The following is a 25,511-nucleotide window of genomic DNA, read 5'->3' as shown; positions in this document are numbered from 1 at the left end:
TCTGTGACGGATGGAGTAAATGAGAATGGATAAATCCGCTTATATAGGGAAAACCTGCCCGTATTGCCGGACAGAGTTAAAGGCAGATGATGAAATTGTTATTTGCAGTGCATGCGAAATGCCGCATCACAAGGAATGCTGGATTGAAAATCAGGGCTGTACAACGTTTGGCTGTTTAGGAACGATCCAAAGCATCGGTTCAAATAGTGCTCCGCTTCCAAATCCGGGTATGACCTACTGCACGCAGTGCGGCCAGGAAAACCTGCGAACTGCTGTATTTTGCCGTCGATGCGGCCGTCTTTTAGGTACGTCCCATCAGAATGTACGACAGGCAATGAACGAACCGGCTTTTACACCGTCCCAACAGCCGGGGGTGTACGCGGTGCCATACCAACAAGCCCCGCATCCGTCAGCTTTCCAACCGGAACAGGAAGATGATTTAACACTGCAGATGCTGACAGGAAAAAATTACTATTATTATGCGCCGATTTTTCGGTCAATGAAAGGACAGGGGCGGATTGCTTCCTGGAACTGGGCGGCATTTCTTGCAACTGCGGCATGGTTTTTTTATCAAAAGCTTTATCTGGCTGGCGGAATCATAATTGCAATTTATCTCATTTGCATTTTGTGTGGATTGCTTGGGCTGTTCATAGTTTTGAGCGTCATGATTTTTTCGGGAATCATGGGGAATTACCTCTATTTTCGCCGGACAGAAAGAGAACTGTACCGGGTAAAATGGATGCCTGAGAGGGAAAAGAGCTTATATTTAGGCGTCAATGGACTGAAAAATATTCATGCCGCGGCAGGAGCGGGACTAGGAATAGGGTTTTGTCTCTTAATTGAGTGGTTGGGCATGATGGGGAGGCTGTTAGGATGAGCCGGGAAATAGAAATTGATATGAAAAGTGAAACACGAAGCCAGGCCGGGCAGGCTCAACTGCCGGTGAATTTTATCACCATCGGAGAGGTAGAACCGGAGGATTTAAAGGTATATATCCGGCAGGATGTTTATCAGAAGATAGAAAAATTTTCCCTGGAGGATACCAGCAAGGAGGTAGGAAGCATCCTGGTTGGGGATTATGCAGAGGAGCTGGGGAAAGCGCATGTTATAATTTCCGGCTTTATTCGGGCCAAGCATACGGATGCCTCAGCCTCGACACTGACCTTTACGCATAAGACATGGGAGGATGTTTATCAGGAACAGGAGCGGTTGTATCCGGACAAAAAAATTGTCGGGTGGCAGCATACCCATCCGAATTATGGTATTTTTCTTTCTAACTATGATTTATTCATTCAGGAAAATTTCTTCAGCCTCCCCTTTCAAACGGCTTATGTAGTTGATCCAATTCAGGGACTGCGCGGCTTTTTTCAAAATCGGGACGGAAAGGCGGAGAAACTGAAAGGATTTTATATTTATGATGAAATTGGGAAACCGGTTAAAATTAAGCAAACCACCCAAAAGGCAGCGAAGCCGGGGCATCGGTTCCAGATCATTAGTCTGGTTATGATCTGCTGCCTTTTGGTTTCCACTATTTCGCTGGCGTTTTTCTCTGTATCGGAACATGGCCGGTATCGGGATCAGCTTTCTGCGCGTTTGGAGCTTGAAACAGTGAAGGAAGACCAGGAACGTGTCATTAGCGACCAGGCAGAAGAGCTTGACCAGCTTCAAAGCTCGCTCCAGGAGGCTTTGGAGCCTGAAAAGAGTGTTTCCGCACTGGAGGATCTGATTCAAAAACTAGAGTCAAACGAAATTACTCTGGAACAGCAGGATACCGTTTTGACCGCGCTGAAGGAGTTTCTTGAGAAGATGGAGGAAGGCGGGGCAGGCAGCGTGTCATTCCTTCCGTATGAAGTGCAGGAAGGCGACACCCTAATCTCTATTTGCGATCTGCGCCTTCTGGACTATGAATCATACCGACAGATCATTTGTGCCGTTAACGGAATCGAAAACCCAAATTATATTATGCCTGGTCAGACGATTTTACTGCCGGTGTTTTATGAGGCGGACAATACCAGCGAGGATTGAACAGAATGAAAATCCGATTTTATGACTGTGCCTGTGACAAAAAGCTGAAGTTTGCGGTAATCGCCGCACAGTATGAAGGTAAATGGGTGCTCTGCAGACATTGTGAACGAGATACCTACGAGGTGCCGGGCGGGCATCGGGAACCAGGCGAGACGATTGAGGAGACAGCGGCACGGGAGCTGGAAGAGGAAACCGGCGCTGTGGATTATCGAATTAAGCCGGTCTGCGTCTATTCTGTAACCGGGAAAAACCGGGTTAATGCTTCTGGGGAGGAAACCTTTGGAAAGCTGTTTTTTGCAGAGGTCGCTTCATTCGGACGGGAGCTGCAAAACGAGATCAGTGAGATTGCCTGCTTTGATACCCTGCCTGAAAAGCTAACTTATCCGCTGATCCAGCCTTATTTAATCAGCAAAGCGGAAGAATTTTTAAAAGGGGAATAGAAGAATCCAGCCGGAATATCCGGCTGGATTCTTCTATTCCCGAATAATGATATTTACATTGGGTTTACTTTTCTCCTTCACAATATGGTATAATAACGTTAAACAGTTGCTTTGTAGTATAATAGAAAATCATATTGAGAGGACAGATGGAAAACCTTACAGGAGCTGGCGGAGGGATACGCGACGGTCAAAGCACGGATGGAGCTTTCAAAGCGTTATCATGTGGAGCTGCCGATTTGTGCGGCGGTTTATGAAGTGCTGTATCACAGGAAAGAGCCACGGCAAACATTGGATAAGCTATTTACAAGAAGTTTAAAAAATAAAATATAAACTTTTTGTATAATTTATAGAAGTCTGACTTTCCTATCAGAAAGGGGAACTGAAAATGCGGGTCATCAGGCCGTCTTACTGGAAAGAGTTTCGATGTATTGCCGCCCAATGCGGAGATAATTGCTGCATTGGATGGGAGATTGACATTGACTCTGAAAGCGGGCGGTTTTACCGTTCGGTGGAAGGAAGGTTCGGAGAACGGCTGAACCGTGAGATCTGTAACGAAAATGGAGAAGCTCATTTTCGTTTGCATGGAGAGCGGTGCGCGTTTTTGAATCATGAAAATCTCTGTGATATTATCCTGAATTTGGGAGAAACTAGCTTGTGTCAAATCTGTGCGGAGCATCCGCGTTTCTATGAGTGGTTTGGCGACGTGAAGGAGGCTGGGCTGGGGCTTTGCTGTGAGGCTGCCGGACGGCTGATTTTCGGAACCGGTGCGCTGGATCAATTTGAAACGGTCGAGGAGGAGGAACCGCCGGACAGCCGGCCGTTTGACCAGGCGCTTTACGAACGCCTTAGCCTGGCGCGGGAAACGGCATATCAGATCGTACAGGATCGGGCAAAGTCTGTTTCAGACCGGATGCTTCTGCTGCTCTCCTTCGGAGAAGCGTTGCAGGAGGCATTGGAGCGGAACGAGCCTGTCAAATCATCCGGCCTTGCACTGATGGAGCATCCGGAAGCAGATGTGCCGGACTGCTACCGTCATCTGCTTGCAGAGCTTCAAAGCCTGGAGCCGATGGATTCCACATGGCCCGCGAAGCTAAAGCAGATTTCCGCGCAGCTTCCGGAGCTGTTAGCAGTACGCCGGGAATTTATGGACAGCAGCCCGCGTGCCGAAACAGACTATGAGCACCTGCTGGTCTATTTCCTGTTCCGTTATCTTTCCAAAGCAGTCTTTGACGGTGATGCTCTGGCCAAAATAAAGCTTTGCGTCCTCAGCGTACTGGTTGTTCAGCTTTTAGATATTGAAAAATGGGCACAGGACGGCTGTCTGACGCTGGAGGATCAAATTGAAATTGCCAAAGGGTACTCTAAGGAGGTCGAATATTCTGCAGAGAATATGGAGGCACTGGAGGAGCTCTGCTGGAAAACAAACGATTTTTCCTCTGAGAGATTAGCAGCAATGATAAAATATGAGCTGTATGAATCAGCGGCATTAGATAAAAGATAGATATAAAAGAAGATTGTGAAATAAATATCGACTTTTTTGTCGTAAAATGATATACTATTTTTGAATAGAAAACCAGATAGTCAAAAAAGGAGAAAAACAAGGAGGGTTATCAATGAAAGATACACAGATTACAGAAGCGATACGCTATATTGGAGTAGATGATAAAACCTTGGACCTGTTTGAAAGCCAGTATCAGGTTCCAAATGGTGTGTCTTACAACTCCTATGTGATTTTGGATGATAAAATTGCCGTAATGGATACGGTGGATGACCGGGCAACCGACAGTTGGTTTGAAAATCTTGGGCAGGAGCTATCCGGGCGGCCGGTAGATTATCTCATTGTTTCCCATATGGAACCGGATCATGCTGCCAACATCAAGGCGTTGTTTGACCGCTATCCGGACATGCAGGTGGTTGGAAATGCAAAGACCTTCCAGATGCTGCCGCAGTTTTTTGACGCGGATTTTTCTTCCCGTGCCTATGTTGTAAAGGAAGGGGATACGCTGTCTCTTGGAAAGCATACTCTGCAGTTTATTATGGCTCCGATGGTGCATTGGCCGGAGGTTATGGTAGCCTATGAACAGTCTGAGAAAATCTTGTTTTCAGCCGATGGGTTCGGAAAATTCGGCACACTGGATACGGACGAACCATGGGATTGTGAGGCTCGCCGGTATTATTTTAATATTGTTGGGAAATATGGCATGCAGGTACAGGCGCTTCTAAAAAAAGCCGCCGCCTTGGATATCCGAATGATCTGCCCGCTGCACGGCCCAATTTTACGGGAAAACCTCGGCCATTATATTAACCTGTATGATATCTGGAGCAGTTACCGGCCGGAGGATGACGGTGTTCTGGTAGCATATGCATCGATCCATGGACATACTGCCGAAGCCGCAAAGAAGATGGCTGATATCCTTAGGGAAAAGGGCGCGAAAAAGGTGGCGTTAACTGACCTGACCCGGGATGATATGGCGGAAGCGGTAGAAGACGCGTTTCGCTATGATAAGATGGTGCTGTTGGCCGCTTCTTATGACGCGAATGTTTTCCCGCCAATGGAAGAATTCTTGCTTCATCTGAAAGCGAAAAATTTCCAAAGCAGGAAGGTTGCGTTAATTGAAAACGGTTCCTGGGCTCCGTCTGCCGGAAAATGCATGAAGTCCATTTTGGAAACGATGAAAAATATTACGCTCTACGACCCGATGATTACTATCCGTTCGGCAATGAAGGCGGAAAATGTTGCGCAGATGGAAGAAATGGCAGAAGGATTCTTAAAATAGATTGCAAATATCGTCTGGATCTGTTATAATAGCAGGCAGATGAAGGGTGGTGCCTTTTTGGCTATTGTTCTGTAAGAACACAAAAATCGTATGAGGAGAAAGCAATGAATTGCATTGCTTAGGTTTTTGTACTATTTTGAGTTTTTTCAGAACGTGCCGAAAAGAGCTGTAATGTGAGAATGACGGCACAGTAAGGCTTACTGTGCCGTTTTTGCTTTTCCTGATGCGGTTTGTGTTCCTTGTATGCGATTGCTTTACAAATATACAAAACGGAAAGGAAGAACATGATTGAAAAAGCAATATGAAACAATCGATTTAAAACCGCTGATGATGGGGCCGAACGCTCTGCGCATGGTAAAAGAGCTGACCGCCAAGCTGAACCTGAGGCCTGGTATGCGGATTATGGATCTCGGCTGCGGTCAGGGGATTACCTCCCTGTTTCTCGCTGAGGAATATGGGGTAAAGGTTTGCGCAGTTGATCTCTGGATTCCGGCGACAGAAAATTACCGGCGTTTTTTGCAGTGGGGAATTGATAGTCAGGTTATTCCGATTCATGCAGATGCAAACGCGCTGCCCTTCGCTGATGGGTATTTTGACGCGGTGGTTAGTGTGGATTCCTATCACTATTTCGGGCGGGAGGCAGGCTATCTGGAGGAAAAGCTGGCTCCGTTGGTTAAACCGGACGGCGTGATTGCCTTAGCCTTTCCGGGATTGAAGCAGGAAATGGAAAGGCCAAGCCCAGCGATGCTGCTGTCCTGGGATGAAGAAGCGATGAAAACCATCCGATCCGGACAGTGGTGGAGAGAACATCTGTCAAAGGCGCAAAACATTTCAGTGCTTGAGGTATCGGAGCTTGCCTGCTGTGATCAGGCGTGGCGGGACTGGTTGGCCTGTGAGGAAAACCCTTATGCTCAGAGTGACCGTCCAGCAATGGAAGCGGGTGCCGGCAAGGACATGAACCTGCTTGCCGCAGTGTTGAAAAGAAAATAAAAGGCAATATTTACAGAGAAGGGAAAGGGCTGGCAGAAATGTTATCCCTTTCCTCATTTTTTGTACAGGATCATAGAAGTTTTACCAAATTCTTCGTCAATGTTGATAAAAACGCACTTGCTTATTACAATACAAAAATGGTATAATGGATTATGTTTAGATTGTATCAAACATATTAATTTGGGTGGGCATTCCACCATTGAAAACAGATAGAGAATCAAAGAGAAAGGTTAGGAAGGTCTATGAGCATTTCCATGGGGATCGATATCGGTTCTACCACAGCGAAAGTGGTGATTACCGAGGATGACCAGATCCTGTTTGAATGTTATGAACGCCATTTCTCCCAGGTAAGACAGAAAACATTGGAAATTATCCGGCGGGCAGAACCGATTTTGGCCGGAAAGCGGTTTTCCGCCGCCGTATCCGGATCGGCTGGATTGGGGGTTGCCAAGGCGGCCGAAATTCCTTTTGTACAGGAAGTATTTGCGACCGGAGAATTGGTGCGGAAGAAAATCCCCGATACCGATGTTGTCATTGAGCTTGGCGGGGAAGACGCAAAAATTCTCTTCTTTGACCGTCGTACCGGTGCGTTCGAGGAACGGATGAACGGCTCCTGCGCCGGCGGTACCGGCGCGTTTATCGATCAGATGGCGACATTACTGGCAGTGGCGCCGGACGAGCTTGACCGCTTAAGCCAGGATCACAAATTTATCTATACGATTGCTTCCCGATGCGGGGTATTTGCGAAATCGGACATACAGCCGCTGTTAAACCAGGGGGCAAGCAAATCGGATATCGCGGCAAGTATCTTCCAGGCAGTGGTTGACCAGACTATCACCGGCCTGGCACAGGGAAGAAAGATACAGGGAAAGGTGCTGTTTTTAGGCGGGCCGCTGCACTTCTTCAAGGGCTTGCAGGAGCGTTTTGTCGAAACGCTGAGACTTGATGAAAACACATCCGTTTTCCCAGAATATGCGCTTTATTCCGTATCGCTGGGCGCTTCCATCTATGCGCAGGAAGAGAACAGTAGCTTTGATTATGACACACTGGTGCAAAAGCTGGAAACCGCCGCAGACGAAGCGGTAACCACCCTGCGTTTACAGCCGCTGTTCCAGAACCAGGAAGAATACGACGCATTTACCGCGCGCCACAATCAGGCGATGATCCCGATGAAAAATCTCGCTGATTACAGCGGGGACGCCTACATAGGGATTGACTGCGGCTCCACGACAACCAAGCTGGTGGTTGTCGGAGAAAATAACGACATCTTGTACAGCTACTATAATTCCAACCAGGGCAACCCGGTGGAAATTGTAAGAAAACAGCTCATGCGGATTCTCCATGAATGCGGTGAAAGAATTACAATTAAGGGGTCTGCCGTGACAGGCTATGGAGAGGATCTGATCTGCAATGCCTTCCATGCTGATACCGGCTTGGTGGAAACCATGGCGCATTTGAAGGCGGCCAGCTTCTTCAATCCGAAGGTCGATTTTGTGCTGGATATCGGCGGACAGGATATCAAATGCTTTAAAATCCGCAACGGCGTGATTGATAATATTGTCTTAAACGAGGCTTGCTCCTCCGGGTGCGGTTCCTTTATTGAAACCTTTGCCAAGTCGATGGGCTATGATGCGGCCAGCTTTGCAAAGCTCGGGCTCTTTGCGGAGCATCCGGTGGATTTGGGTTCCCGGTGTACGGTGTTTATGAATTCCTCTGTCAAGCAGGCGCAGAAGGAAGGCGCAACCATTGAGGATATTTCCGCCGGCCTTTCGATGAGCGTGACCAAAAATGCGATTTATAAGGTGATCCGCGCTGTTTCCAAGGAGGATCTCGGCACCAATATCGTGGTGCAGGGCGGAACCTTTTTAAACGACGCTATCCTGAGAAGCTTTGAGCTGGAGGTGGAACAGAACGTAATTCGTCCATCTATTTCCGGGCTGATGGGAGCGTACGGCGCGGCGCTTTATGCGAAGGAGCTCCGCCTTGACCGGTCTGAGCTGATGACGCTGGAGGAGCTGGAGCACTTTACACACTCCTCCAAAACAGTGAGCTGCGGACTCTGCAACAATAATTGCAACCTGACTGTGAATACCTTCAGCGGCGGGCGGAGGTTTATTTCCGGCAACCGCTGTGAAAAACCGCTTGGACGGAAGGAAAACAAGGAACTCCCGAATATGTTTGCCTGGAAACTGCAAAAGCTGCGTTCCCTGAAGGGTGTGGACGGGGGACTTGGAAAAATCGGAATTCCCATGGGGCTGAACATGTACGAGAACATCCCGTTCTGGTACGCGTTTTTAACCCGGCTGGGCTTTGAAGTAGTCCTGTCTGATGTATCCACCCGCGCGCTCTACCGGAAGAGCCAGGACACCATTCCGTCCGATACGGTCTGTTATCCGGCAAAGCTGATGCACGGGCATATTGTCAACCTGCTTGAAAAGGGCGTGAAACGGATTTTCTATCCGTGTATGCCGTATAACTTTGATGAGAAAAAGGGCGACAACCACTATAACTGTCCGGTGGTCGCCTATTATCCGGAGCTGCTGGATGCAAATATGGAGGTGCTGGAAGACGTATCCTATGACCACGGCTATTTTGGGCTGCACCGTCCAAAGGATTTTGAAAAGAAGGCTTACGAGCATTTTGGAAACAAATACGGCGTGTCCCGCCCGCTTGTCCAGCAGGCGGCCAGGGAAGCCTTTGCAGTATATGACGCATGGAGATGGGAAATCCAGCAGGAGGGCCAGCGGGCCATTGCTTACGCAAGAGAGCATGGCAAGAAGATCATTGTCCTGGCTGGCCGGCCTTACCATATCGATCCGGAAATCAACCATGGGATCGATAAGCTGATGACCTCGTTTGACCTGGTTTTGGTCACAGAGGACGCGGTGGCAGGGCTGGGCGATGTTGGAAAGGTGCATGTTTTAAACCAGTGGACCTATCACTCCCGGCTTTATAACGCCGCTGATTATGTTACCACCCAACCCGATATGGAACTGGTGCAGATTGTTTCGTTTGGATGCGGAATCGACGCGATTACCACTGACGAGGTGCGCGCGATTTTGGAATCCAAAGGAAAATTATATACGCAGCTTAAGATTGACGAAATTAATAACCTCGGCGCGGTTAAGATCAGAATCCGCAGCCTGCTGGCGGCGATCCGGGAAAAGGAAGCCCAGCAAAAACACGAACTGAAGATGGAGAGAGGAATATCCTAAATGGCAGAAATCATCAGAGATAAAACGGGCAGAATCCTGTTTACCAAAGAGATGAAGCAGGAATTTACCATTCTGGCGCCAAATATGCTGCCGACCCATTTTAAGCTCTTTAAAATGGCGTTTGCACTGCATGGCTATAAGGTGGTTCCACTGGAAACAACCGGGCGGGAAATCGTCAACGAGGGCTTAAAGAATGTACATAATGATACCTGCTATCCGGCGCTTTTAGTCATTGGGCAGCTGATTCACGCGTTAAAAAGCGGAGAATACGACCTGGATAAAACGGCGCTGCTCATCACCCAAACCGGGGGCGGATGCCGCGCCTCCAACTATATCCACCTGCTGAGAAAGGCACTGAAAAAATCCGGCTTTGAAAATATTCCGGTTGTGTCCCTCAACCTTTCCGGAATGGAGAAAAACCCAGGGTTTAAGCTGACCTTCGGACTGATTAAAAAGCTGGTTTACAGCATTGTTTACGGCGATTTGCTGATGCTCCTGGCAAACCAGGTGCGGCCCTATGAGCTGGAAGCAGGCGCGGCTGACCGGCTGGTAGACCGTTGGGTAAATGTCCTGAGCGAGGAATATAAAGAGGCCAAAAACGTCACCTACCGCAGAGTAAAGGAAAATATGCCCCGCATTTTGCAGGACTTCGCGGATATCCCGGTACATAAAACGGAGAAGATCAAGGTTGGAATTGTCGGGGAAATCTATGTGAAGTTTGCGCCGCTTGGCAATAATAATCTCGAAGCCTTCCTTCATGGCGAGGATGTAGAGGTGGTCGTACCGGGCTTGATGGACTTTGTTATCTTCAAGGTGGATAACCGGTATGTTGACCCGGAAATCTACGGCGGAGGTAAATTAAAGCACCTGATTGCGGGATGGTTCGAGCGCTATCTGATGGGATGGCAGGACGACATGATCGCGGCAATCAGGGAATTTCCGCAGTTTGACCCGCCGTCCCGCTTTAATCGGATTAAAGAGCTGGTGAAGGACTATGTCGGCTATGGGAACAAGATGGGCGAGGGTTGGCTCCTGACCGGAGAAATGCTGGAGCTCGTCCACTCCGGCACGCCGAATATCGTCTGCACCCAGCCGTTCGGCTGCCTGCCGAACCATGTGGCCGGAAAAGGGATGATGCGCAAGATCAAGGAGAAAAACCCGGCCGCGAATATCGTCGCCATCGACTATGATCCGGGCGCGACCGCCATCAACCAGGAAAACCGGATTAAGCTGATGATCGCAAACGCGAAACGGATGCAGAAGATGATGCAGTATAACGAATTGGTTGACATGGAACCGGAGATGAAGGAAACGGTTTCTGAAGCGTAGAGAACAAAAACCACCCCGGATTATGGGGTGGTTTTTTGCTCCTCTGCGGCAACATATTCAATAATATCTTCTACCCGGCAATCAAGAATCTGACAGAAGGTGTTGATCAATTCTGTGGAAATCCCATATCCATGTCTCAAGCGATAAATTGTATGGGTACTAAAGCTATAGTATCTGATTAGCCGGTAGGAGGACAACCCGCGCTTCTGCAAGGTTTTCCATAAAGGAGTATAAATAATCATACACTCACCTCTTTCCCTGATCTGAGTTCTATTATATCAAAATAAGAAAGAAAGAGTACGTCACATAAACGTATTGAAATATTTTACCTTGTTTCCGATGAAAAATTGAGCTATAATAAAAAAGAATACCATAAATTGTATGAGAAAGGATCAAAGCCTATGGAACTGACGATTCTCAGCACCTCCTGCTCAGCAACCATCGACACCCGCGGCGCGGAACTGAAATCCTTCCGCGATGTGACCGGGGATGAATATATGTGGCAGGCCGACCCTGCGTTCTGGGGGAAAACCTCGCCGGTTTTGTTTCCGAATGTCGGCGTCCTGCCGGGCGGCCAGGCAAATATCGGCGGAAAAAGCTATCCCCTGCGGCGGCATGGCTTCGCAAGGGATATGGAATTTCGGGTCATGTACCAGGAAAAAGACCGGGTAACTCTCTGTCTTTCCTCCAACAAGGAGACCCTTAGGGAATACCCGTTTCCCTTTATGTTCCGGATGACCTATGTGATTCGGGACTGCTTTGTTGAGATCAAATATGACGTGATGAACACCGGGGACGAAACCATGTTCTATAAAATCGGCGCGCACCCGGCCTTTAACTGCCCGCTGACCGAAGAGGACCGGTTTGAAAATTACGAGATCATCTTTCCGCAGGAGGAAACTGCCGCCTGCCCTGTGATGGATACGGAAACCCAGCAGTTTTACTCGAACCGCCGCCGGACGGTTTTAAACGGCGAGCGGAAATTCCGGCTCAGCTATGACCTGTTTCCGCAGGACGCGCTGGTGTTCGACTCCCTGAAATCCAGGAGCGTAACATTAGCGAGCGTGCTGACCGGGAGAGGGGTACAGGTTGACTTTGAGGGCTTCGACACCCTTGGCATCTGGACGCCGCCGGAAAAACGGGCGCCCTTTCTCTGTCTGGAACCGTGGGCCGGCTGCGCGGTGCGGTATGAGGACGAGGACGGAACCTTTGAGGGGATGCACAATATCCAGTCTGTTGAGCCGGCAGAAATGAAGAGCTATCTGATGCGGATTTCCCTGCTATAGCTGCCAGGGAATTACCGCGATGGATTTATTTTGCCGCTTCGCATAGCGGATTGTCTGCACTGTCCCGCCGTGGGATTCCTCAGGATTTATGACAGCGATAATATGGTCGCTGTGATCCACCATATACCGGTTGCGGAGGGCGAAACAGCCGCCGGCATAATTCTGTGCAATGGTGACCGCTTCATCGCAGCGATGGAGCACCTGGTTATAGCGGGCAACCCATTGGTTCTCCCAGTAATAGGGCTGCTTGGGATACGGGATGACGGCGATCAGCCTTATTTTGGGATATAGGGGCTTGAGTGACAAAACCGTTTCTCCCGCGAGCAGGTCTGCCCCGCGTGCCATCCCGCAGTAAAAGACAGTACACCCGCGGTCAATCGTGCGGATGACCTCGTCCGCAAGCAGGGACGACAGCTTCTGTTCCGACTTTCGGTATTGGTCCGGGCGGCCAAAGCGTTCCGGACGATGGCCGGTAAAGCAGGCGGATAGGATGGAATCTGCCATAATAAATTCTCCCTCTGTAATTTTGTGAAAAAGGAGCAAACAACATGACCGACTTTGTCAAACGGACATGGTGTGAAATCAATTTAGACCATATCCAGTATAACATAGATCTGATTCAAAAAACAGCACAAAAAGAGGTAATCGCCGTTGTAAAAGCAGACGCCTATGGCCATGGCGACAAGTATGTCTGCCGGGAGCTTGCAAGGGCAGGCGTCAAATGGTTTGCCGTTTCCGGGATCAGTGAGGCGCTGGTTTTGCGCAAAGAGGGATTCCGGCAGAATATTTTGATTTTGGGCTATACGCCGCCGGATTGTGCCGAGGCTCTGAGCGACAACAATATTACGCAGGCGGTTTATGACCTCGACTATGCGGTGGCGCTGGATCAGGCGCTGAGAGAAACAGGAAAGACAGTCAATATCCATGTAAAGGTGGACACCGGGATGCATCGGATCGGCTTTGAGCAGAGCGAAGCCCATTCTGCGGCCAGGGAAATCGTTAAGGTGGCGGCGCTCCCGTCCTTCCGCACAACCGGGATTTTTACCCACTTCTGCCATTCTGACAGCTTTGATTTATCTGCGATCTGCTACACCAAGGAACAGATGCATCGCTTGGATACGGTGATCCGGGAGTTGAAGGCATACGGCGTTTCCTTTGAAATGGTGCATGCCCAGAACAGCGCGGGGATTATCTGCTATCCTGATGATGAATATAACTATGTGCGCGCGGGAATCATCCTTTATGGGCTGGCGCCGAGCGATGAGCTGGAGCATATGATCGCGGTGAAACCGGCAATGAGCTGGAAAAGTATTGTTACCATGGTTAAGACGGTGCAGCCTGGTTCGGCAATCAGCTATGGGAGAACCTATACCGCGGAGAAGGAGATGCGCCTTGCTACCGTCGCAATTGGCTATGCAGACGGGTACAGCCGCCTGTTTTCCTCCAAAGCGGATGTGCTGATCCATGGAAAGCGCTGCCGGATTACCGGGAGGGTCTGTATGGATCAGATGATGGTAGATATTACTGATGTGCCGGAGGTACAGATCGGTGATGAGGTGACCCTGTTCGGAACGGACGGGGAAGAAACGATCAGCGCGGATGAGCTGGCCCGGATTGCGGGGACGATCAATTATGAGATTGTCTGCAACGTCGGGCGTCGGGTGCCGAGAATCTATCTTAAGGATGGGAAGCCGGTCGGCGTGGAGGATTACCTGCTGGGCTAAGTTTCAGCCTGTGAATTGACGGAGCAGGAGGATGGGCTCTGTCCTCCTGCCATAGATATTTCATAGAATGGTCACTTCTGTTTTGGGCAATTGTGCTACAATAAAATCATCAAAGCTAGAAAGATCTGGTAAGGGAAGGGTTTTCATGAATGTTTGGTTTCATCTGTTATTCGGAGGGATTGCGGTTTTGTTTTTCCTCTGGGAATTCTGGCGCCGCCGCCGGGCGTACCAGCTTGTTTTTGCCTGTTGGGTCGCTTCAACCTTTCTCACCTATCTCTCTGATGTGAAGTGGTTCCAGCTTGGGCTGGGCGTGGCGGAATTGCTGTTCTGCGCGGCCGCCCTGTTCACTCTTTGGCGTGCCCGGAAGGCTGACCAAAAGGCGGATCAGCAGAAGAAACAGGAAAATTAGGAAAAACCAAAAGAACAGGAGATTTGAAAATGAAGCTTGTGATTCTTGACACCTATGCGTCAACCGGAAAAGAGCTGAGCTATCAGCGTTTTGAAGAACTGGCGGAGCTGGCCTGGTATGAACGCACGCCATATGAAAGGATTGCAGAGCGTATCGGAGATGCGGAGCTGGTGATTACCAATAAGTGTATGCTTGACCGCTCTGTATTGTCGCAGTGCCCGAATGTAAAATATGTCGGTATCATTGCAACCGGCTATAATAATATTGATCTTGATTATGCCATTGAGCGCGGCATCACAGTTACCAATGTTCCGGCCTATTCAACCAAGGGCGTCGCACAGCTTGTTTTTGCCTATATCCTGGACGCCTATAATATGGTACGGGAGCATGACGAACGGGTTCACAGGGGTGAATGGCAGAATTGCCCGGATTTTTGTTTCTATGATGACCGAGTACAGGAGCTTGACGGCAAGACCATCGGAATTATCGGGTTTGGCAGCATTGCCAAGCGGGTGGCGAAGCTTGCTGCGGCATTTGATATGAAGGTGTTAGTGCAGACGCGGACAATCCGTCAGAAAGATCAGGAGGACTATCCGTGGGTTCGCTTTGTCGACCAAACCCGCCTTTTCTCGGAAAGCGATATCATCACAGTACACTGTCCGTTGACGGTTGAGACAGAAGGATTGATCAACCGGGATACACTCCGCCTTATGAAGCCGGAGGCGATCCTGATCAATACGGCACGCGGGCCGGTTGTGAAGGAGCAGGATTTGGCAGAAGCGCTGAACCAGGATGTGATCCGAAGGGCTTATGTGGACGTGGTATCCGCAGAGCCGATTCAGCCTGACAATCCGCTGCTGTATGCGAAAAATATTGTCATTACCCCGCATATCGCATGGGCCTGCTATGACACGCGGGTTCGGCTGATTGAAATGGTATATCAAAATCTTAAGCATTACCTGGAGGGCGATCCAACCCATGTCGTCAGCCAGCCGAAAGCATAAAGGAGCGAACCAAATTGAACCAGAAAGAACAGCTTCAGGCCGTCGCTGACCGTCTGAAAGGATTACGGGAAATGTCCCACATTTCAGTGGAAACGATGGCAAAGGTCACACAGCTAACCCCCGAGGAATATCAAAAATGTGAAAGCGGAGAACAGGATTTAACCTTCGCGTTTTTATATAACTGCGCCAACCATTTGGGTGTTGACGTCGGGGAGATTATCACAGGGCTTACCCCGAGACTGCAGACTTATACTGTCTGCCGTGCCGGAGATGGAATGCCGGTAAAGCGCCGGGAGGGCTTTCAGTATTTTCATCTGGCTTCTGCTCTGCAAAAGCGTCTTGCAGAGCCATGTCTTGTGAAGGTAAGCTATGACGAACAAAATGAGAAAGCGCCTGTGTCGATGACGACCCATGCTGGGCAGGAGCTCGACTATGTGCTCAAGGGGACGCTGAAGATTGTCGTCGGCGGGTGGCATACTGAAATCCTCCATGCGGGCGACAGCATCTATTTCGACGCTTCGAAGCCGCATGGTATGGTCGCGATTGGCGGCGAGGACTGTGAGTTTCTGGCAATCGGGATGAAGGGCGCGGCGGAGCATTACGACCAGCCGAAGCCGGTAGATGACGGCGATGTAGTGATTAATACCCGCGACCAGCTCCTGTATAAGGATTTTGTAAATGAAACGCTCGACCAGAGCGGACAGCTCATTGGGATTGATTTCAGGATTCCGGAAAATTTTAACTTCGGTTATGATGTGGTTGATGCACTGGCAGGAAAAAATCCAGATAAGCTTGCCATGGTGTGGGAATCCAATCAGCATGAGGTCAGAAAATTTACCTTTGGGGACATTTCACGTTATTCCTCCATGGCGGCTAATTATCTGACCGGTCTGGGAATTAAAAAGGGCGATCGGGTTATGCTGGTACTGAAACGGCATTTTGAATTCTGGTTCACGATTGTAGCACTGCATAAGATTGGAGCAGTCGCGATCCCCGCGACCAACCAACTGACGGAAAAAGACCTTGCATATCGGTTCAATGCCGCTGGCGTGAAGGCGATGATTTGTACGGCGGACGGGGACGTGTCTCGTGCCGCAGAAGAAGCGTTTGCGGAATCGCCGACAGTAGAAATCAAAATTATGGTGCATGGCAAACGGGAGGGATGGCTTTCCTTTGATGAAGGAGTTTATTCCCAGCCTGATACCTTTGAACGCAGGGAAACACTGAAATCCGATCCAATGCTGATGTACTTCACCTCCGGGACAACCGGATATCCCAAAATCGCAACCCATGACTATACCTATCCGATCGGGCATATTGTTACCGCCCGGTGGTGGCATAATGTAGACCCGGACGGACTGCATTTTGCAATTTCCGATACCGGCTGGGGGAAGGCGGTGTGGGGAAAAATCTATGGCCAGTGGCTCTGCGAAGCGGCAATTTTCACCTATGACTTTGACCGTTTCCATGCGGACGATATTTTAAAAATGTTCGCGAAGCATCAGATCACGACTTTCTGCGCCCCGCCCACTATGTACCGGATGTTCATTAAAGAGGATCTGTCAAACTATGACCTTTCTTCACTGGAATATAGCTGTACGGCGGGTGAGGCGTTGAATCCGGAGGTATATCACCAATGGATGGCGCATACCGGATTAAAGATTATGGAGGGCTTTGGGCAGACCGAGTCTACCCTGATTTTGGGCAACCTGATTGGCTCAGAGCCGAAGCCTGGCTCTATGGGTCGGCCAAACCCGCAGTATGAGGTTTATTTGGTGGACGCTGGCGGCGAACCAGTTTGTCCGGGGGAAGTGGGCGAAATTGTCCTTCGGACTAAAAAAGGACGGCCCTGTGGAATGTTTACCGGCTATTACCGAAATGAAACGCTGACGGATGAGGCCTGGCACGACGACCTTTACCACACCGGCGACACCGCATGGTGTGACGAGGAGGGCTATTTCTGGTATGTCGGACGGACGGATGATATCATCAAATCCTCTGGTTACCGGATTGGGCCGTTTGAGATTGAAAGCGTTTTGATGGAACTGCCATATGTCCTGGAATGTGCGATTACCGGCGTGCCTGACCCGGTGCGCGGACAGGTAGTCAAGGCAACGATTGTGCTGACCCGTGGTTCAGTCCCGTCAGACGAACTGAAGGCCGAAATTCAGAAATATGTCAAGGAGCGGACTGCACCGTATAAATATCCCCGTGTCGTGGAATTTGTGGAGGAGCTGCCCAAGACCATCAGTGGAAAGATCCGGCGTGTGGAGCTTCGGGAAAAACATCAATAACAGGGAAAAAAGAGCGTCAAAGATCATCTTTTGGCGCTCTTTTTCTGCGCTTTAGTATGATAAAAAAATGTCAAAAAAACGCGGCTGCAAAAGGCTTTTTACTTATCCTTGACAAGGTTTTGACAAGGTGTTTAAAGTCCTCGACTTTTTGAACAATATTATTCATGGATAATTATTTATTGTCACAAAGTTTTCATATTTCGTTCATGGTTCTGTTGTGGCAAATCGGACAAAATGTTATAATTTGAATCGAAAGAATTAAGGGAGGAGTTTTTCAATGGACAATTACATTACTTACCTTGCCCCTGTCGGTTCAGTGATTGCGCTGATTTTTGCATTTTTCCTTGCAAAAAAAGTGCTTCGTGCTGATGAGGGTACCGACCTGATGAAAAAAATCTCAATGTCGGTTAGAAAAGGCGCAAACGCTTATTTAAAACGGCAGTATACTGGTGTTGCTGCATTCTTTGCCGTTCTGTTTATCGTGCTTTGCGTGATGGCGGCATTTGGATTTTTGACCTGGTTTGTTCCGTTTGCATTCCTGACCGGTGGATTTTTCTCTGGCTTATCCGGTTTTATCGGCATGAAAATCGCAACCGCTTCCAATGCGAGAACCGCGAATGGAGCGATGAAGAGCCTGAATACTGGACTGCGGATTGCATTTTCCGCTGGCGGCGTTATGGGCTTTGTTGTTGTTGGATTGGGATTATTTGATATTTCGTTCTGGTATTTCTTCCTGAAATGGTGGTTTGCTAATCCGGATCACCTGGTTGTAGCCGCAGGGCAATCTTTTGAAGCGGCACAGATCCAGGCGATTACCTCCGCTATGCTGACCTTTGGAATGGGCGCCTCCTCGATGGCGCTGTTTGCGCGTGTCGGCGGCGGTATCTTCACCAAGGCTGCGGACGTTGGAGCTGACCTTGTTGGAAAGGTGGAGGCCGGAATTCCGGAAGACGACCCGAGAAACCCGGCTGTTATTGCTGACAACGTCGGCGATAATGTCGGTGACGTTGCAGGTATGGGCGCTGACTTATATGAATCCTATGTTGGCTCGATTATCTCTACGGGCGCGCTGGCTGTGGCTGCCGGTATGGGCTTCAGCGGCGTTACAATTCCGATGGTTATGGCGGCTGTTGGAATTATTGCCTCTATTATCGGAACCTTCTTTGTCAAGACCAAGGAAGGCGCATCACAGAAAAATCTGCTGTCTGCACTCCGTCGAGGCACCTGGATCAGTGCGGCGCTGGTTGCTATTATTGCTTTCCCGCTGATTTATTTTGTATTAGGGAAAGAAAACGTCGGTCTTTATTTTGCTATTATCTGCGGATTGCTTGCAGGGGTACTCATTGGATTCTTTACCGAATACTATACCTCTGACACCTATAAACCCACCAGAAAGCTCTCTGCGACCTCAGAAACCGGACCGGCTACCATTATTATCGGCGGGCTGTCCCTCGGGATGCGTTCCACAGGGCTTCCGGTTATCATCGTTGGCGCGGCGGTTCTGATCAGCTACTTTGTGTCCGGCGGAGGCGCGGACTTTAACCTCGGCCTCTATGGAATTGGTCTTTCCGCAGTCGGAATGCTCTCTACACTGGGAATCACCCTTGCTACCGATGCCTATGGCCCGGTTGCTGATAATGCAGGCGGTATTGCTGAAATGGCTGGCCTGGGTGAGGAAGTTCGGGAACGCACTGACGCGCTTGATTCTCTTGGGAATACAACCGCTGCAACCGGAAAAGGCTTTGCAATTGGTTCTGCTGCATTGACCGCGCTGGCTTTGATCGCGTCTTATCTGGCGGAGATCAATGTGCTTGATCCGGAATACTTTGCAACCCTCAACCTGAATATTACAAACCCTGCTGTATTAATCGGACTGTTTATCGGCGGTATGCTGCCGTTCCTGTTTGCTGCTTTGACAATGGAAGCAGTTGGACGTGCGGCACAGGGAATTGTACTGGAGGTTCGCCGTCAGTTCCGGGAAATCACTGGGCTGATGGAAGGCAAAGCAGAGCCGGACTACGCAAGCTGCGTGGACATCTGCACCAAATCCGCACAGAAGGAAATGATTCTTCCGGCGGTTCTCGCGGTTGCCGTACCGATTATTGTTGGACTGATTCTCGGTGTCGCCGGTGTTGCCGGAATGCTTGCAGGCGCTACAGTGACTGGATTTATCCTTGCTGTTATGATGGCGAACTCCGGCGGGGCGTGGGATAACGCGAAGAAATATATTGAAAGCGGAAAACATGGCGGAAAAGGAAGCGAAGCGCATAAGGCCGCGGTTGTCGGCGATACAGTCGGCGACCCGTTTAAGGATACTTCCGGCCCGTCAATCAATATTTTGATCAAACTGTTATCTATGGTTTCGATCGTATTCGCTCAGGTTGTCCTGGCATTCTCCCTGATTAAATAAAAGAAATTAAAAATCCGTCCTGAAAAGGGCGGATTTTTGTATCCAGCGAAAAGAAAAAGCCTTGATGAAAATTTTTCATCAAGGCTTTCATTATCTTCATATAAAAAAGAGTAGAACAAATACCATCAAGGCCATGACCAGGAATACAATTCCGCCGATCCGGGTCACCTTGATATAAAAATCAGATGGATCGCCGGCGGAATAGGATTTCCAGGATTCTGTCAGCTGCCACCAGATGTCAGGTTTAATGGTCATAACCAAGCCGGCAATTAACAGGATGATTGCAAGAAGAATCATTTCCATATGGCTTCACAGCTCCTTTTTGCTTAAATATACGGCCTTAATCCCGTTTAGGAACAATTTCGATCCAGTATCCGTCCGGATCAGATACGAAATAAATTCCCATAGACGGATTTTCATAACAGATGCATCCCATCTTTTGATGCAATGCGTGAGCAGCTTCATAATCATCGGTTTGAAGGGCAAGATGGATTTCATTGTCGCCGAGGTTATAGGGATGATCCCAATCCCGCAGCCAGGTAAGCTCGATTAAATGCTCGGCCTGGGCGTTTCCAAGATAAACAATGATAAAGCTGCCGTCCTGCGCTTCCTTCCGCCGGGTTTCCTTCATTCCAAAGGCCTCCTGGTAAAAGGCAATACTTTTTTCAAGGTCATAGACGTTATAATTATTATGCACAATTTTAAAATTCATGATTATCATTACTGCTTTCGTTCTAACGAAAGCATTCCTTTCTCCTAGATTAAAGACGTTTCTACATTTTCACTGGTAAATTCTACTGTGAGGGTAATATTCTCGCCGCCGATTTTATTTTTGAAATCATCCTCTTCCCGAATTTTTTCAAAGATAAAGGAGAAGGGAATTTTTTTCCCTTCTTCCCAGAGCGGCTTGGTGAGTTCCTCACTGAGTTGGGCTAGTCCCTGGTCGTAAGACACTTTTGTAACCTTTTTATCGTACATGCTATAGGCAAAGATCACAGTAGTACTGCGTTTGGTTTCCTCGTTATAGCTGCAATAGGTAAAGGATAACGTACCCTTCTGGTTGGCGATATCCTCGTCTCCTTTAAAGACAGCCATAGCTTCGGTCAGGATTCCGTTTTCATCATAATCCTTTGCCAGGGCGTTCATTTCTTCTTCTAAATCAGCAATAGAATTTGGCTCTGACTGGAGGGTAACATCCAGTTCCTTTTCATAGGCTGTCCTTTCATAGTCCCGTTCGCATCCGGCAAAACAGAACAGAAGGAGCACCATTCCTAAAATCGCCGCTAATTTTTGTTTCATATCAATACCATAGCCTTTACTTTGCAAAGACTCCCTTTCTTACGGTGTTTAAGCCGGTTCCACAGGAAAGGCTCATTCTTTTTAGAAATCCTCCTTATTATACAAAAAATCCGTTTTATTGTAAAGATCAAAACCAGACAAGAAATCATATAATATGGCGGGAGCTTTTCACATGGCTTCCAAAAGGGGGGATTGGATAATGGATTTGATCGAGCTGCTGCGCTATTATATCCGCAGCGAACTTCTGGTAGTGATTCCGGTACTGTATTTGCTGGGAAGGATATTAAAACGTACAAAGTTAAGTTCTAAAAGGATTCCATGGATTCTGCTTGTCGTTTCTCTCGTTGTAACCGCGCTTTATACTTTTTCTGTCTGCAATTTGACTAGTCTGAAGGAATTTTATGCCTGCCTGTTTTCAGTCGTCACACAGGGGATTTTGCTGACCGGAGCAAGCATGTTCGTACATGAAGTGACGAAAGGCCTGTGCGCGTCAAAACCGGATGAGAAGTCCAAGTCGTCGGAAACGAAAGAGGAGAAGTAAAGTACTATTCCTGATGCCGGCCGAATATAAATAGAGTGAATTGGACAAAGGAGCAGGTCTGAAAGGTGAATCTTTCAGATAACGTTTTGCGGCTTTCGCCACCAGGATGGCGGTGATTTGGCAGGCAAAGCCAGCTCAAATTCAAAAAGAAAGGATAGCTTTCAATAGGGCGAAAGCTGAGGCTGTCATTATGATAAAAAACTGGAAAGAATTCGACTTGAGCGAAGAATTATATAATGAGCCAAAAGAAGGTGAGGAGAAGCCCTCGAAAGAAACCGGCTTCTTCAGCACGCTGACCTTCCAGGTGATATTGTGCCTGGCGATTGCAATTATTTTGGTGCTCCTTAACACCTTTTTCCCATCACAGTACCGTGACATCGACTCGGAACTGAAAACACTGATTCAGGAGGACGGCGGTTTTGCTGAGGATATGGAGGGAATCAAAGGCCAGTTTGAACGTTGGCTAAACAAGGAACAAGCAACCATCCTGCCGGATGTCGGTGAGAGCAGCACAGACACAAACAGTACAGAGGAAACAATCAGCAACGTAGTATCTGAAGACGCTGCTTCAGATACGGAGGATAACGTTTCCTCTGAAACAGCAGCAGCCGGCGGGGAACCGAACGGTGAAGCTCAGATTCCGGCGAATGTTTCCATGCAGAGCTACACTTTCCAAAACGATATCGCCTCGCCGCTAAAAAACTTATCAGTCACTTCTGCGTTTGGAGCGCGCACTCATCCGATAACCGGAGAGCAGGATTTTCACAAGGGCATCGACCTTGCAGCAGATGAGGGAACGGAGATTAAAGTGATTCTGGCTGGGACAGTCATGGAAGCGGAGGAATCAGAGGGCTATGGGAAGCACATCCGCGTCCGGCATGCGGACGGAAATGAAAGCTTTTACGCCCATTGCAGCAAGCTTCTGGTAAAAGAAGGCGACGCAGTGAAAAAGGGCCAGGTGATTGCTGAGGTGGGAAGCACCGGGATGTCAACCGGGCCGCATCTTCATTTTGGATACCTGATCAACAGTAAATTTGTAGACCCGGCTGCAGTACTGGATCGTGCTTGAGCTGCGGATTGGCAGGACAGTGATTGAATTCCGGTTTTTATTTCTGGCTGTCCTCACCCTTTGCTTTCTGGTGGATGAGACTGGAATTGCCGTACTGGGATTGCTGGCAGGCATCATGCATGAATGCGGACATTTGATCATGGTGCTTATAACTGGATACGCGCCCAAGCGGATCGCATTTGAGATGACCGGTATCCGGATGGATCAACCACAGGACGGCTTATCCGTTGGGAAAGAAACAGCGGTTTTACTGGCTGGAAGCCTGTTGAATTTTACTATGGCCGCGGTGAGTTTCCCGATTGGGTGGGAAGCATTTGGATCTGTTCATTTGGTGTTAGGAATTTTAAATCTCCTGCCGTTGAAGGGATTGGATGGGGGAAAGCTGTTGGTTTTGTTCTTTTCCCGTTTTACTGACCTATACCAAGCGGAAAATATCGTCTTTATAATACAAATAGTTATGAATATATTATTATCAACCTATTGTATTTATATGTTCTGGCATCAGCATGGGAACATTACCCTGTTGATATTCTGCGTTTATCTATGGACATCAATTTGGAAATAAGAGAGAGGCCGCTTTTGTTGCGGCCTCTCTCTTATTTCCCTTTGATTTTTTCCCAATAGATTTTTGCAGCCTGCTCGGTTTTATTTTCTCCATACTGATAATAAACAGTATCCTTTAAATCATCCGGCAGATATTGCTGCTTCACATAATGATTGGGGAAGTCATGCGGATAGAGATAGTTTTGTCCCTTTTCCTTACGTTCCGCACCGTCATAATGCTTGTTTTGCAGTTGACGGGGAAAGGTGCCGCCCTTTCCGGAGCGAATATCCGACATCGCATAGTTGATTGCCATATAAGAGCTGTTTGACTTTGGGGAGGTTGCCAACAGGACGGCAGCTTCTGCCAGGGGAATACGGGCTTCCGGCAGGCCAAGCTGCACAGCGCTGTCGACACAGGCCTTGACGATAGCAATTGCCATTGGATATGCCATTCCAATATCCTCGCTGGCTATGACGAGAAGGCGCCGGCAAGGAGAAAGGAGGTCGCCGGCCTCCAGGAGTCTGCCCAGATAATGGACAGCCGCATCTGGGTCGGAACCGCGAATAGATTTCTGGAGCGCGGAAAGCAGGTCGTAATGCTCGTCTCCCTGTTTGTCATATTTCATGGCAGATTTTTGCGCGAGCTCCCGGGCAGTGTCCATTGTAACGAAATAGGCGCCGTCCTGATCCGGGCGGGTTGCCAGGGCGCAGAGCTCTACCGTATTAATCGATTTCCGGACGTCGCCGCCGCAGGCCTGCGCAATAAAAGCGCTGACTCCATCCTCCAGTTTAAACTGGACGGAAAGTTCCTCTTCCATGGCGTGAAAGGCGCGCAGAACAGCCCGCTCCACCTCGGCAGGCTCCACTGTTTTGAATTCGAATACAGTACTGCGGCTCAGGATTGCATTGTAAATATAAAAGTAGGGATTCTCTGTTGTGGAGGCGATCAGGGTAATGTTGCCATTTTCGATATGCTCCAGCAGGGACTGCTGCTGCTTTTTGTTGAGGTACTGAATCTCATCCAGGTAGAGCAGAATCCCGTTGTATGAGGAGATGGTATTAACCTGCTCAATAATAGTCTTAATGTCCGCCGTAGAAGCAGAGGTTCCGTTTAATTTATACAGCTTTTTGTTAGTCTGGCCCGCAATCAACCGCGCCAGGGTAGTTTTTCCCACACCGGACGGCCCGTAAAAAATCAGGTTGGGGATTTGGCCTGATTCGATAATATTGCGCAGCGCTTTACCCGGAGCGAGCAAATGGGTTTGTCCCACGACATCGTCCAGCGTCTGCGGGCGAATCCGATCGGCTAACGGTGCTGACATAGGATCATCCTTTCCTGGATTACTTGATGTTGCAATAGTTCTCCGTTACATAGCGGGGGAAGAAGTGGCCGCAGGCAAGATGGAGGGCTTTGTTCCAGAGGTACCATTCGTGGATTCCGGCCCACTCCTGATAGGTGTAATCAAAGTCCAGACTGGACATAAAATCCCGGAACTGAAGGTTGATTTCATGCAAAAAGTCCTCTGTTCCGCAGGCCATAAAGATACGGGGCTTAAGCGGATTTTTTTCGCATTCTTTCGCAATCCGATAAAGATCGTTTTCTTCCATCAGCTCATAGTCCTGTCCGAAAACCGCTTTGATCTCCCGGATCGCGTGTTCCGGGCGCGGAAAATCCTCTCTGGCCTGTTTAAGCAGGAAGTGTAGATCCGTCAAAGCAGAGAACGCCGCGCAGCCGGCATACTGCTCCGGTTTTTTCAGCGCGCATTTCAACGCGCCATAGCCGCCCATAGACAATCCCATGACATAGTTATCCTCCCGCTTGTCGGAAAGGCCGAATAAGCGCTTGCAGATTTTCGGCAGCTCCTCCGTTACATAAGTGAAATAATCCAGGCCATAGGCCATATCAGTATAGAAACTGCGCTGCACCTCCGGCAGGACAAAGGTCAGGTTATAGTCATTGGCCAGCAGGGGAAGCTGGGCGTTTTTTAACCACGCGTCCGCGTCGTCCGAAAGCCCATGCAGAAGATAGACGATCTTCCCATTGTCCGGTACGTCCAGGATATCCTTGGGGGTAACAATATTAAGGTGCGTCCGCATGTCCAAAGTTTTGGAATAGATGGTTCCGCTGAAATTTGCCATATCATTTGCACTCCTTT

At 48.8% G+C, this 25,511-nt stretch carries 24 protein-coding genes and 1 pseudogene; 18 read left to right on the top strand and 7 right to left on the bottom strand.

Annotated features, from left to right (window positions below; genetic code table 11):
* Positions 1 to 19: 19 nt before the first annotated feature.
* The 9 genes and pseudogenes from CZ360_RS01405 (at position 20) to CZ360_RS01365 (ending at position 10,776) form a co-directional block, all read left to right on the top strand.
* A complete protein-coding gene (locus tag CZ360_RS01405) occupies positions 20 to 877 on the top strand; it encodes an RING finger protein (RefSeq protein ID WP_143530112.1) in 858 nt (285 codons plus the stop codon).
* Positions 874 to 2,025 carry a LysM peptidoglycan-binding domain-containing protein gene (locus tag CZ360_RS01400; protein WP_229407958.1) on the top strand — a complete coding sequence of 384 codons (1,152 nt, stop codon included), beginning with the start codon at positions 874 to 876 and terminating at the stop codon, positions 2,023 to 2,025. The genes CZ360_RS01405 and CZ360_RS01400 overlap by 4 nt, the downstream gene beginning before the upstream one ends.
* A 5-nt stretch (positions 2,026 to 2,030) precedes the next feature.
* Positions 2,031 to 2,465, top strand: coding sequence for an NUDIX hydrolase (locus CZ360_RS01395; protein WP_077532412.1), 435 nt, complete (start codon positions 2,031 to 2,033; stop codon positions 2,463 to 2,465).
* Positions 2,466 to 2,627: 162 nt separating this feature from the next.
* Positions 2,628 to 2,795: pseudogene (locus tag CZ360_RS01390) on the top strand (NAD(P)H-dependent glycerol-3-phosphate dehydrogenase); the annotation flags it as partial.
* A gap of 55 nt (positions 2,796 to 2,850) precedes the next feature.
* A complete protein-coding gene (gene fliB / locus CZ360_RS01385) occupies positions 2,851 to 3,966 on the top strand; it encodes a flagellin lysine-N-methylase (RefSeq protein WP_077532410.1) in 1,116 nt (371 codons plus the stop codon).
* A 112-nt stretch (positions 3,967 to 4,078) separates the two neighbouring features.
* On the top strand, positions 4,079 to 5,242 hold the full coding sequence (locus CZ360_RS01380) for an FprA family A-type flavoprotein (protein ID WP_077532409.1): 1,164 nt from the start codon (positions 4,079 to 4,081) through the stop codon (positions 5,240 to 5,242).
* 288 nt (positions 5,243 to 5,530) lie between these two features.
* A complete protein-coding gene (locus tag CZ360_RS01375) occupies positions 5,531 to 6,232 on the top strand; it encodes an SAM-dependent methyltransferase (protein WP_229407957.1) in 702 nt (233 codons plus the stop codon).
* 242 nt (positions 6,233 to 6,474) lie between these two features.
* Positions 6,475 to 9,447: an acyl-CoA dehydratase activase gene (locus CZ360_RS01370; protein WP_077532408.1), complete on the top strand. Its 2,973-nt coding sequence runs from the start codon at positions 6,475 to 6,477 to the stop codon at positions 9,445 to 9,447.
* Positions 9,448 to 10,776, top strand: a complete 1,329-nt coding sequence (locus tag CZ360_RS01365; RefSeq protein ID WP_077532407.1) for a 2-hydroxyacyl-CoA dehydratase — start codon at positions 9,448 to 9,450, stop codon at positions 10,774 to 10,776.
* Positions 10,777 to 10,796: 20 nt separating this feature from the next.
* Here CZ360_RS01365 and CZ360_RS01360 read toward each other — a convergent pair whose 3' ends face one another.
* On the bottom strand, positions 10,797 to 11,018 hold the full coding sequence (locus CZ360_RS01360; protein ID WP_077532406.1) for a helix-turn-helix domain-containing protein: 222 nt from the start codon (positions 11,016 to 11,018) through the stop codon (positions 10,797 to 10,799).
* A gap of 159 nt (positions 11,019 to 11,177) precedes the next feature.
* Between CZ360_RS01360 and CZ360_RS01355 the strand changes: the two genes are divergently transcribed.
* A complete protein-coding gene (locus CZ360_RS01355; protein WP_077532405.1) occupies positions 11,178 to 12,062 on the top strand; it encodes an aldose 1-epimerase family protein in 885 nt (294 codons plus the stop codon).
* Here CZ360_RS01355 and CZ360_RS01350 read toward each other — a convergent pair.
* Positions 12,057 to 12,566, bottom strand: a complete 510-nt coding sequence (locus CZ360_RS01350; RefSeq protein WP_077532404.1) for an SLOG family protein — start codon at positions 12,564 to 12,566, stop codon at positions 12,057 to 12,059. The genes CZ360_RS01355 and CZ360_RS01350 overlap by 6 nt on opposite strands.
* Before the next feature lie 44 nt (positions 12,567 to 12,610).
* Here CZ360_RS01350 and alr point away from each other — a divergent pair, with 44 nt between their 5' ends.
* From alr to CZ360_RS01325, 5 genes are all read left to right on the top strand, one after another.
* Complete coding sequence (alr, locus tag CZ360_RS01345) at positions 12,611 to 13,786, top strand: alanine racemase (protein WP_077532403.1); 1,176 nt, start codon at positions 12,611 to 12,613, stop codon at positions 13,784 to 13,786.
* Positions 13,787 to 13,931: 145 nt separating this feature from the next.
* Positions 13,932 to 14,195, top strand: coding sequence for a hypothetical protein (locus CZ360_RS01340; RefSeq protein ID WP_077532402.1), 264 nt, complete (start codon positions 13,932 to 13,934; stop codon positions 14,193 to 14,195).
* Positions 14,196 to 14,224: 29 nt separating this feature from the next.
* Positions 14,225 to 15,199: a D-2-hydroxyacid dehydrogenase gene (locus CZ360_RS01335; RefSeq protein WP_077532401.1), complete on the top strand. Its 975-nt coding sequence runs from the start codon at positions 14,225 to 14,227 to the stop codon at positions 15,197 to 15,199.
* Between the two features lie 71 nt (positions 15,200 to 15,270).
* Positions 15,271 to 17,493, top strand: coding sequence for an AMP-binding protein (locus CZ360_RS01330; protein ID WP_229407980.1), 2,223 nt, complete (start codon positions 15,271 to 15,273; stop codon positions 17,491 to 17,493).
* Between the two features lie 277 nt (positions 17,494 to 17,770).
* On the top strand, positions 17,771 to 19,903 hold the full coding sequence (locus tag CZ360_RS01325) for a sodium-translocating pyrophosphatase (protein WP_077532400.1): 2,133 nt from the start codon (positions 17,771 to 17,773) through the stop codon (positions 19,901 to 19,903).
* Positions 19,904 to 19,999: 96 nt separating this feature from the next.
* On the opposite strand, the gene CZ360_RS01320 is transcribed toward CZ360_RS01325, so the two are convergent.
* From CZ360_RS01320 to CZ360_RS01310, 3 genes are read right to left on the bottom strand one after another with little or no spacing between them, the layout of a single operon-like run.
* On the bottom strand, positions 20,000 to 20,206 hold the full coding sequence (locus CZ360_RS01320) for a DUF6199 family natural product biosynthesis protein (protein ID WP_143530111.1): 207 nt from the start codon (positions 20,204 to 20,206) through the stop codon (positions 20,000 to 20,002).
* Between the two features lie 37 nt (positions 20,207 to 20,243).
* Positions 20,244 to 20,615: a VOC family protein gene (locus CZ360_RS01315; protein ID WP_077532888.1), complete on the bottom strand. Its 372-nt coding sequence runs from the start codon at positions 20,613 to 20,615 to the stop codon at positions 20,244 to 20,246.
* A gap of 44 nt (positions 20,616 to 20,659) precedes the next feature.
* Positions 20,660 to 21,202, bottom strand: coding sequence for a hypothetical protein (locus CZ360_RS01310; RefSeq protein WP_077532399.1), 543 nt, complete (start codon positions 21,200 to 21,202; stop codon positions 20,660 to 20,662).
* A gap of 199 nt (positions 21,203 to 21,401) precedes the next feature.
* On the opposite strand from CZ360_RS01310, the gene CZ360_RS01305 reads away from it, so the two are divergent.
* The 3 genes from CZ360_RS01305 to CZ360_RS01295 all read left to right on the top strand — a co-directional run bounded on the left by CZ360_RS01305 (position 21,402) and on the right by CZ360_RS01295 (position 23,377).
* Entirely contained in the window at positions 21,402 to 21,743 is a 342-nt protein-coding gene (locus CZ360_RS01305) for a phage holin family protein (RefSeq protein WP_159438065.1), read from the top strand.
* A 190-nt stretch (positions 21,744 to 21,933) separates the two neighbouring features.
* A complete protein-coding gene (locus CZ360_RS01300) occupies positions 21,934 to 22,812 on the top strand; it encodes a M23 family metallopeptidase (RefSeq protein WP_229407956.1) in 879 nt (292 codons plus the stop codon).
* Positions 22,805 to 23,377, top strand: a complete 573-nt coding sequence (locus CZ360_RS01295; protein ID WP_077532396.1) for a zinc metalloprotease — start codon at positions 22,805 to 22,807, stop codon at positions 23,375 to 23,377. The genes CZ360_RS01300 and CZ360_RS01295 overlap by 8 nt, the downstream gene beginning before the upstream one ends.
* A gap of 31 nt (positions 23,378 to 23,408) precedes the next feature.
* On the opposite strand, the gene CZ360_RS01290 is transcribed toward CZ360_RS01295, so the two are convergent.
* Entirely contained in the window at positions 23,409 to 24,677 is a 1,269-nt protein-coding gene (locus CZ360_RS01290) for a replication-associated recombination protein A (protein ID WP_077532395.1), read from the bottom strand.
* A 19-nt stretch (positions 24,678 to 24,696) separates the two neighbouring features.
* On the bottom strand, positions 24,697 to 25,494 hold the full coding sequence (locus tag CZ360_RS01285) for an alpha/beta hydrolase (RefSeq protein WP_077532394.1): 798 nt from the start codon (positions 25,492 to 25,494) through the stop codon (positions 24,697 to 24,699).
* Positions 25,495 to 25,511: the final 17 nt, after the last annotated feature.

This window comes from Massiliimalia massiliensis (assembly GCF_900155615.1).
GTDB classification, from domain to species: domain Bacteria; phylum Bacillota; class Clostridia; order Oscillospirales; family Ruminococcaceae; genus Massiliimalia; species Massiliimalia massiliensis.
This window is presented reverse-complemented; position numbering and strand designations above follow the sequence as displayed.

What these genes read in the sequence shown, in the direction of transcription:
- CZ360_RS01405 (WP_143530112.1), top strand. Translation starts at nt 20, where the DNA reads ATGAGAATGGATAAATCCGCTTATATAGGGAAAACCTGCCCGTATTGC.
- CZ360_RS01400 (WP_229407958.1), top strand. Translation starts at nt 874, where the DNA reads ATGAGCCGGGAAATAGAAATTGATATGAAAAGTGAAACACGAAGCCAG.
- CZ360_RS01395 (WP_077532412.1), top strand. Translation starts at nt 2,031, where the DNA reads ATGAAAATCCGATTTTATGACTGTGCCTGTGACAAAAAGCTGAAGTTT.
- fliB (WP_077532410.1), top strand. Translation starts at nt 2,851, where the DNA reads ATGCGGGTCATCAGGCCGTCTTACTGGAAAGAGTTTCGATGTATTGCC.
- CZ360_RS01380 (WP_077532409.1), top strand. Translation starts at nt 4,079, where the DNA reads ATGAAAGATACACAGATTACAGAAGCGATACGCTATATTGGAGTAGAT.
- CZ360_RS01370 (WP_077532408.1), top strand. Translation starts at nt 6,475, where the DNA reads ATGAGCATTTCCATGGGGATCGATATCGGTTCTACCACAGCGAAAGTG.
- CZ360_RS01365 (WP_077532407.1), top strand. Translation starts at nt 9,448, where the DNA reads ATGGCAGAAATCATCAGAGATAAAACGGGCAGAATCCTGTTTACCAAA.
- CZ360_RS01360 (WP_077532406.1), bottom strand. Translation starts at nt 11,018, where the DNA reads ATGATTATTTATACTCCTTTATGGAAAACCTTGCAGAAGCGCGGGTTG.
- CZ360_RS01355 (WP_077532405.1), top strand. Translation starts at nt 11,178, where the DNA reads ATGGAACTGACGATTCTCAGCACCTCCTGCTCAGCAACCATCGACACC.
- CZ360_RS01350 (WP_077532404.1), bottom strand. Translation starts at nt 12,566, where the DNA reads ATGGCAGATTCCATCCTATCCGCCTGCTTTACCGGCCATCGTCCGGAA.
- alr (WP_077532403.1), top strand. Translation starts at nt 12,611, where the DNA reads ATGACCGACTTTGTCAAACGGACATGGTGTGAAATCAATTTAGACCAT.
- CZ360_RS01340 (WP_077532402.1), top strand. Translation starts at nt 13,932, where the DNA reads ATGAATGTTTGGTTTCATCTGTTATTCGGAGGGATTGCGGTTTTGTTT.
- CZ360_RS01335 (WP_077532401.1), top strand. Translation starts at nt 14,225, where the DNA reads ATGAAGCTTGTGATTCTTGACACCTATGCGTCAACCGGAAAAGAGCTG.
- CZ360_RS01330 (WP_229407980.1), top strand. Translation starts at nt 15,271, where the DNA reads ATGTCCCACATTTCAGTGGAAACGATGGCAAAGGTCACACAGCTAACC.
- CZ360_RS01325 (WP_077532400.1), top strand. Translation starts at nt 17,771, where the DNA reads ATGGACAATTACATTACTTACCTTGCCCCTGTCGGTTCAGTGATTGCG.
- CZ360_RS01320 (WP_143530111.1), bottom strand. Translation starts at nt 20,206, where the DNA reads ATGGAAATGATTCTTCTTGCAATCATCCTGTTAATTGCCGGCTTGGTT.
- CZ360_RS01315 (WP_077532888.1), bottom strand. Translation starts at nt 20,615, where the DNA reads ATGAATTTTAAAATTGTGCATAATAATTATAACGTCTATGACCTTGAA.
- CZ360_RS01310 (WP_077532399.1), bottom strand. Translation starts at nt 21,202, where the DNA reads ATGAAACAAAAATTAGCGGCGATTTTAGGAATGGTGCTCCTTCTGTTC.
- CZ360_RS01305 (WP_159438065.1), top strand. Translation starts at nt 21,402, where the DNA reads ATGGATTTGATCGAGCTGCTGCGCTATTATATCCGCAGCGAACTTCTG.
- CZ360_RS01300 (WP_229407956.1), top strand. Translation starts at nt 21,934, where the DNA reads ATGATAAAAAACTGGAAAGAATTCGACTTGAGCGAAGAATTATATAAT.
- CZ360_RS01290 (WP_077532395.1), bottom strand. Translation starts at nt 24,677, where the DNA reads ATGTCAGCACCGTTAGCCGATCGGATTCGCCCGCAGACGCTGGACGAT.
- CZ360_RS01285 (WP_077532394.1), bottom strand. Translation starts at nt 25,494, where the DNA reads ATGGCAAATTTCAGCGGAACCATCTATTCCAAAACTTTGGACATGCGG.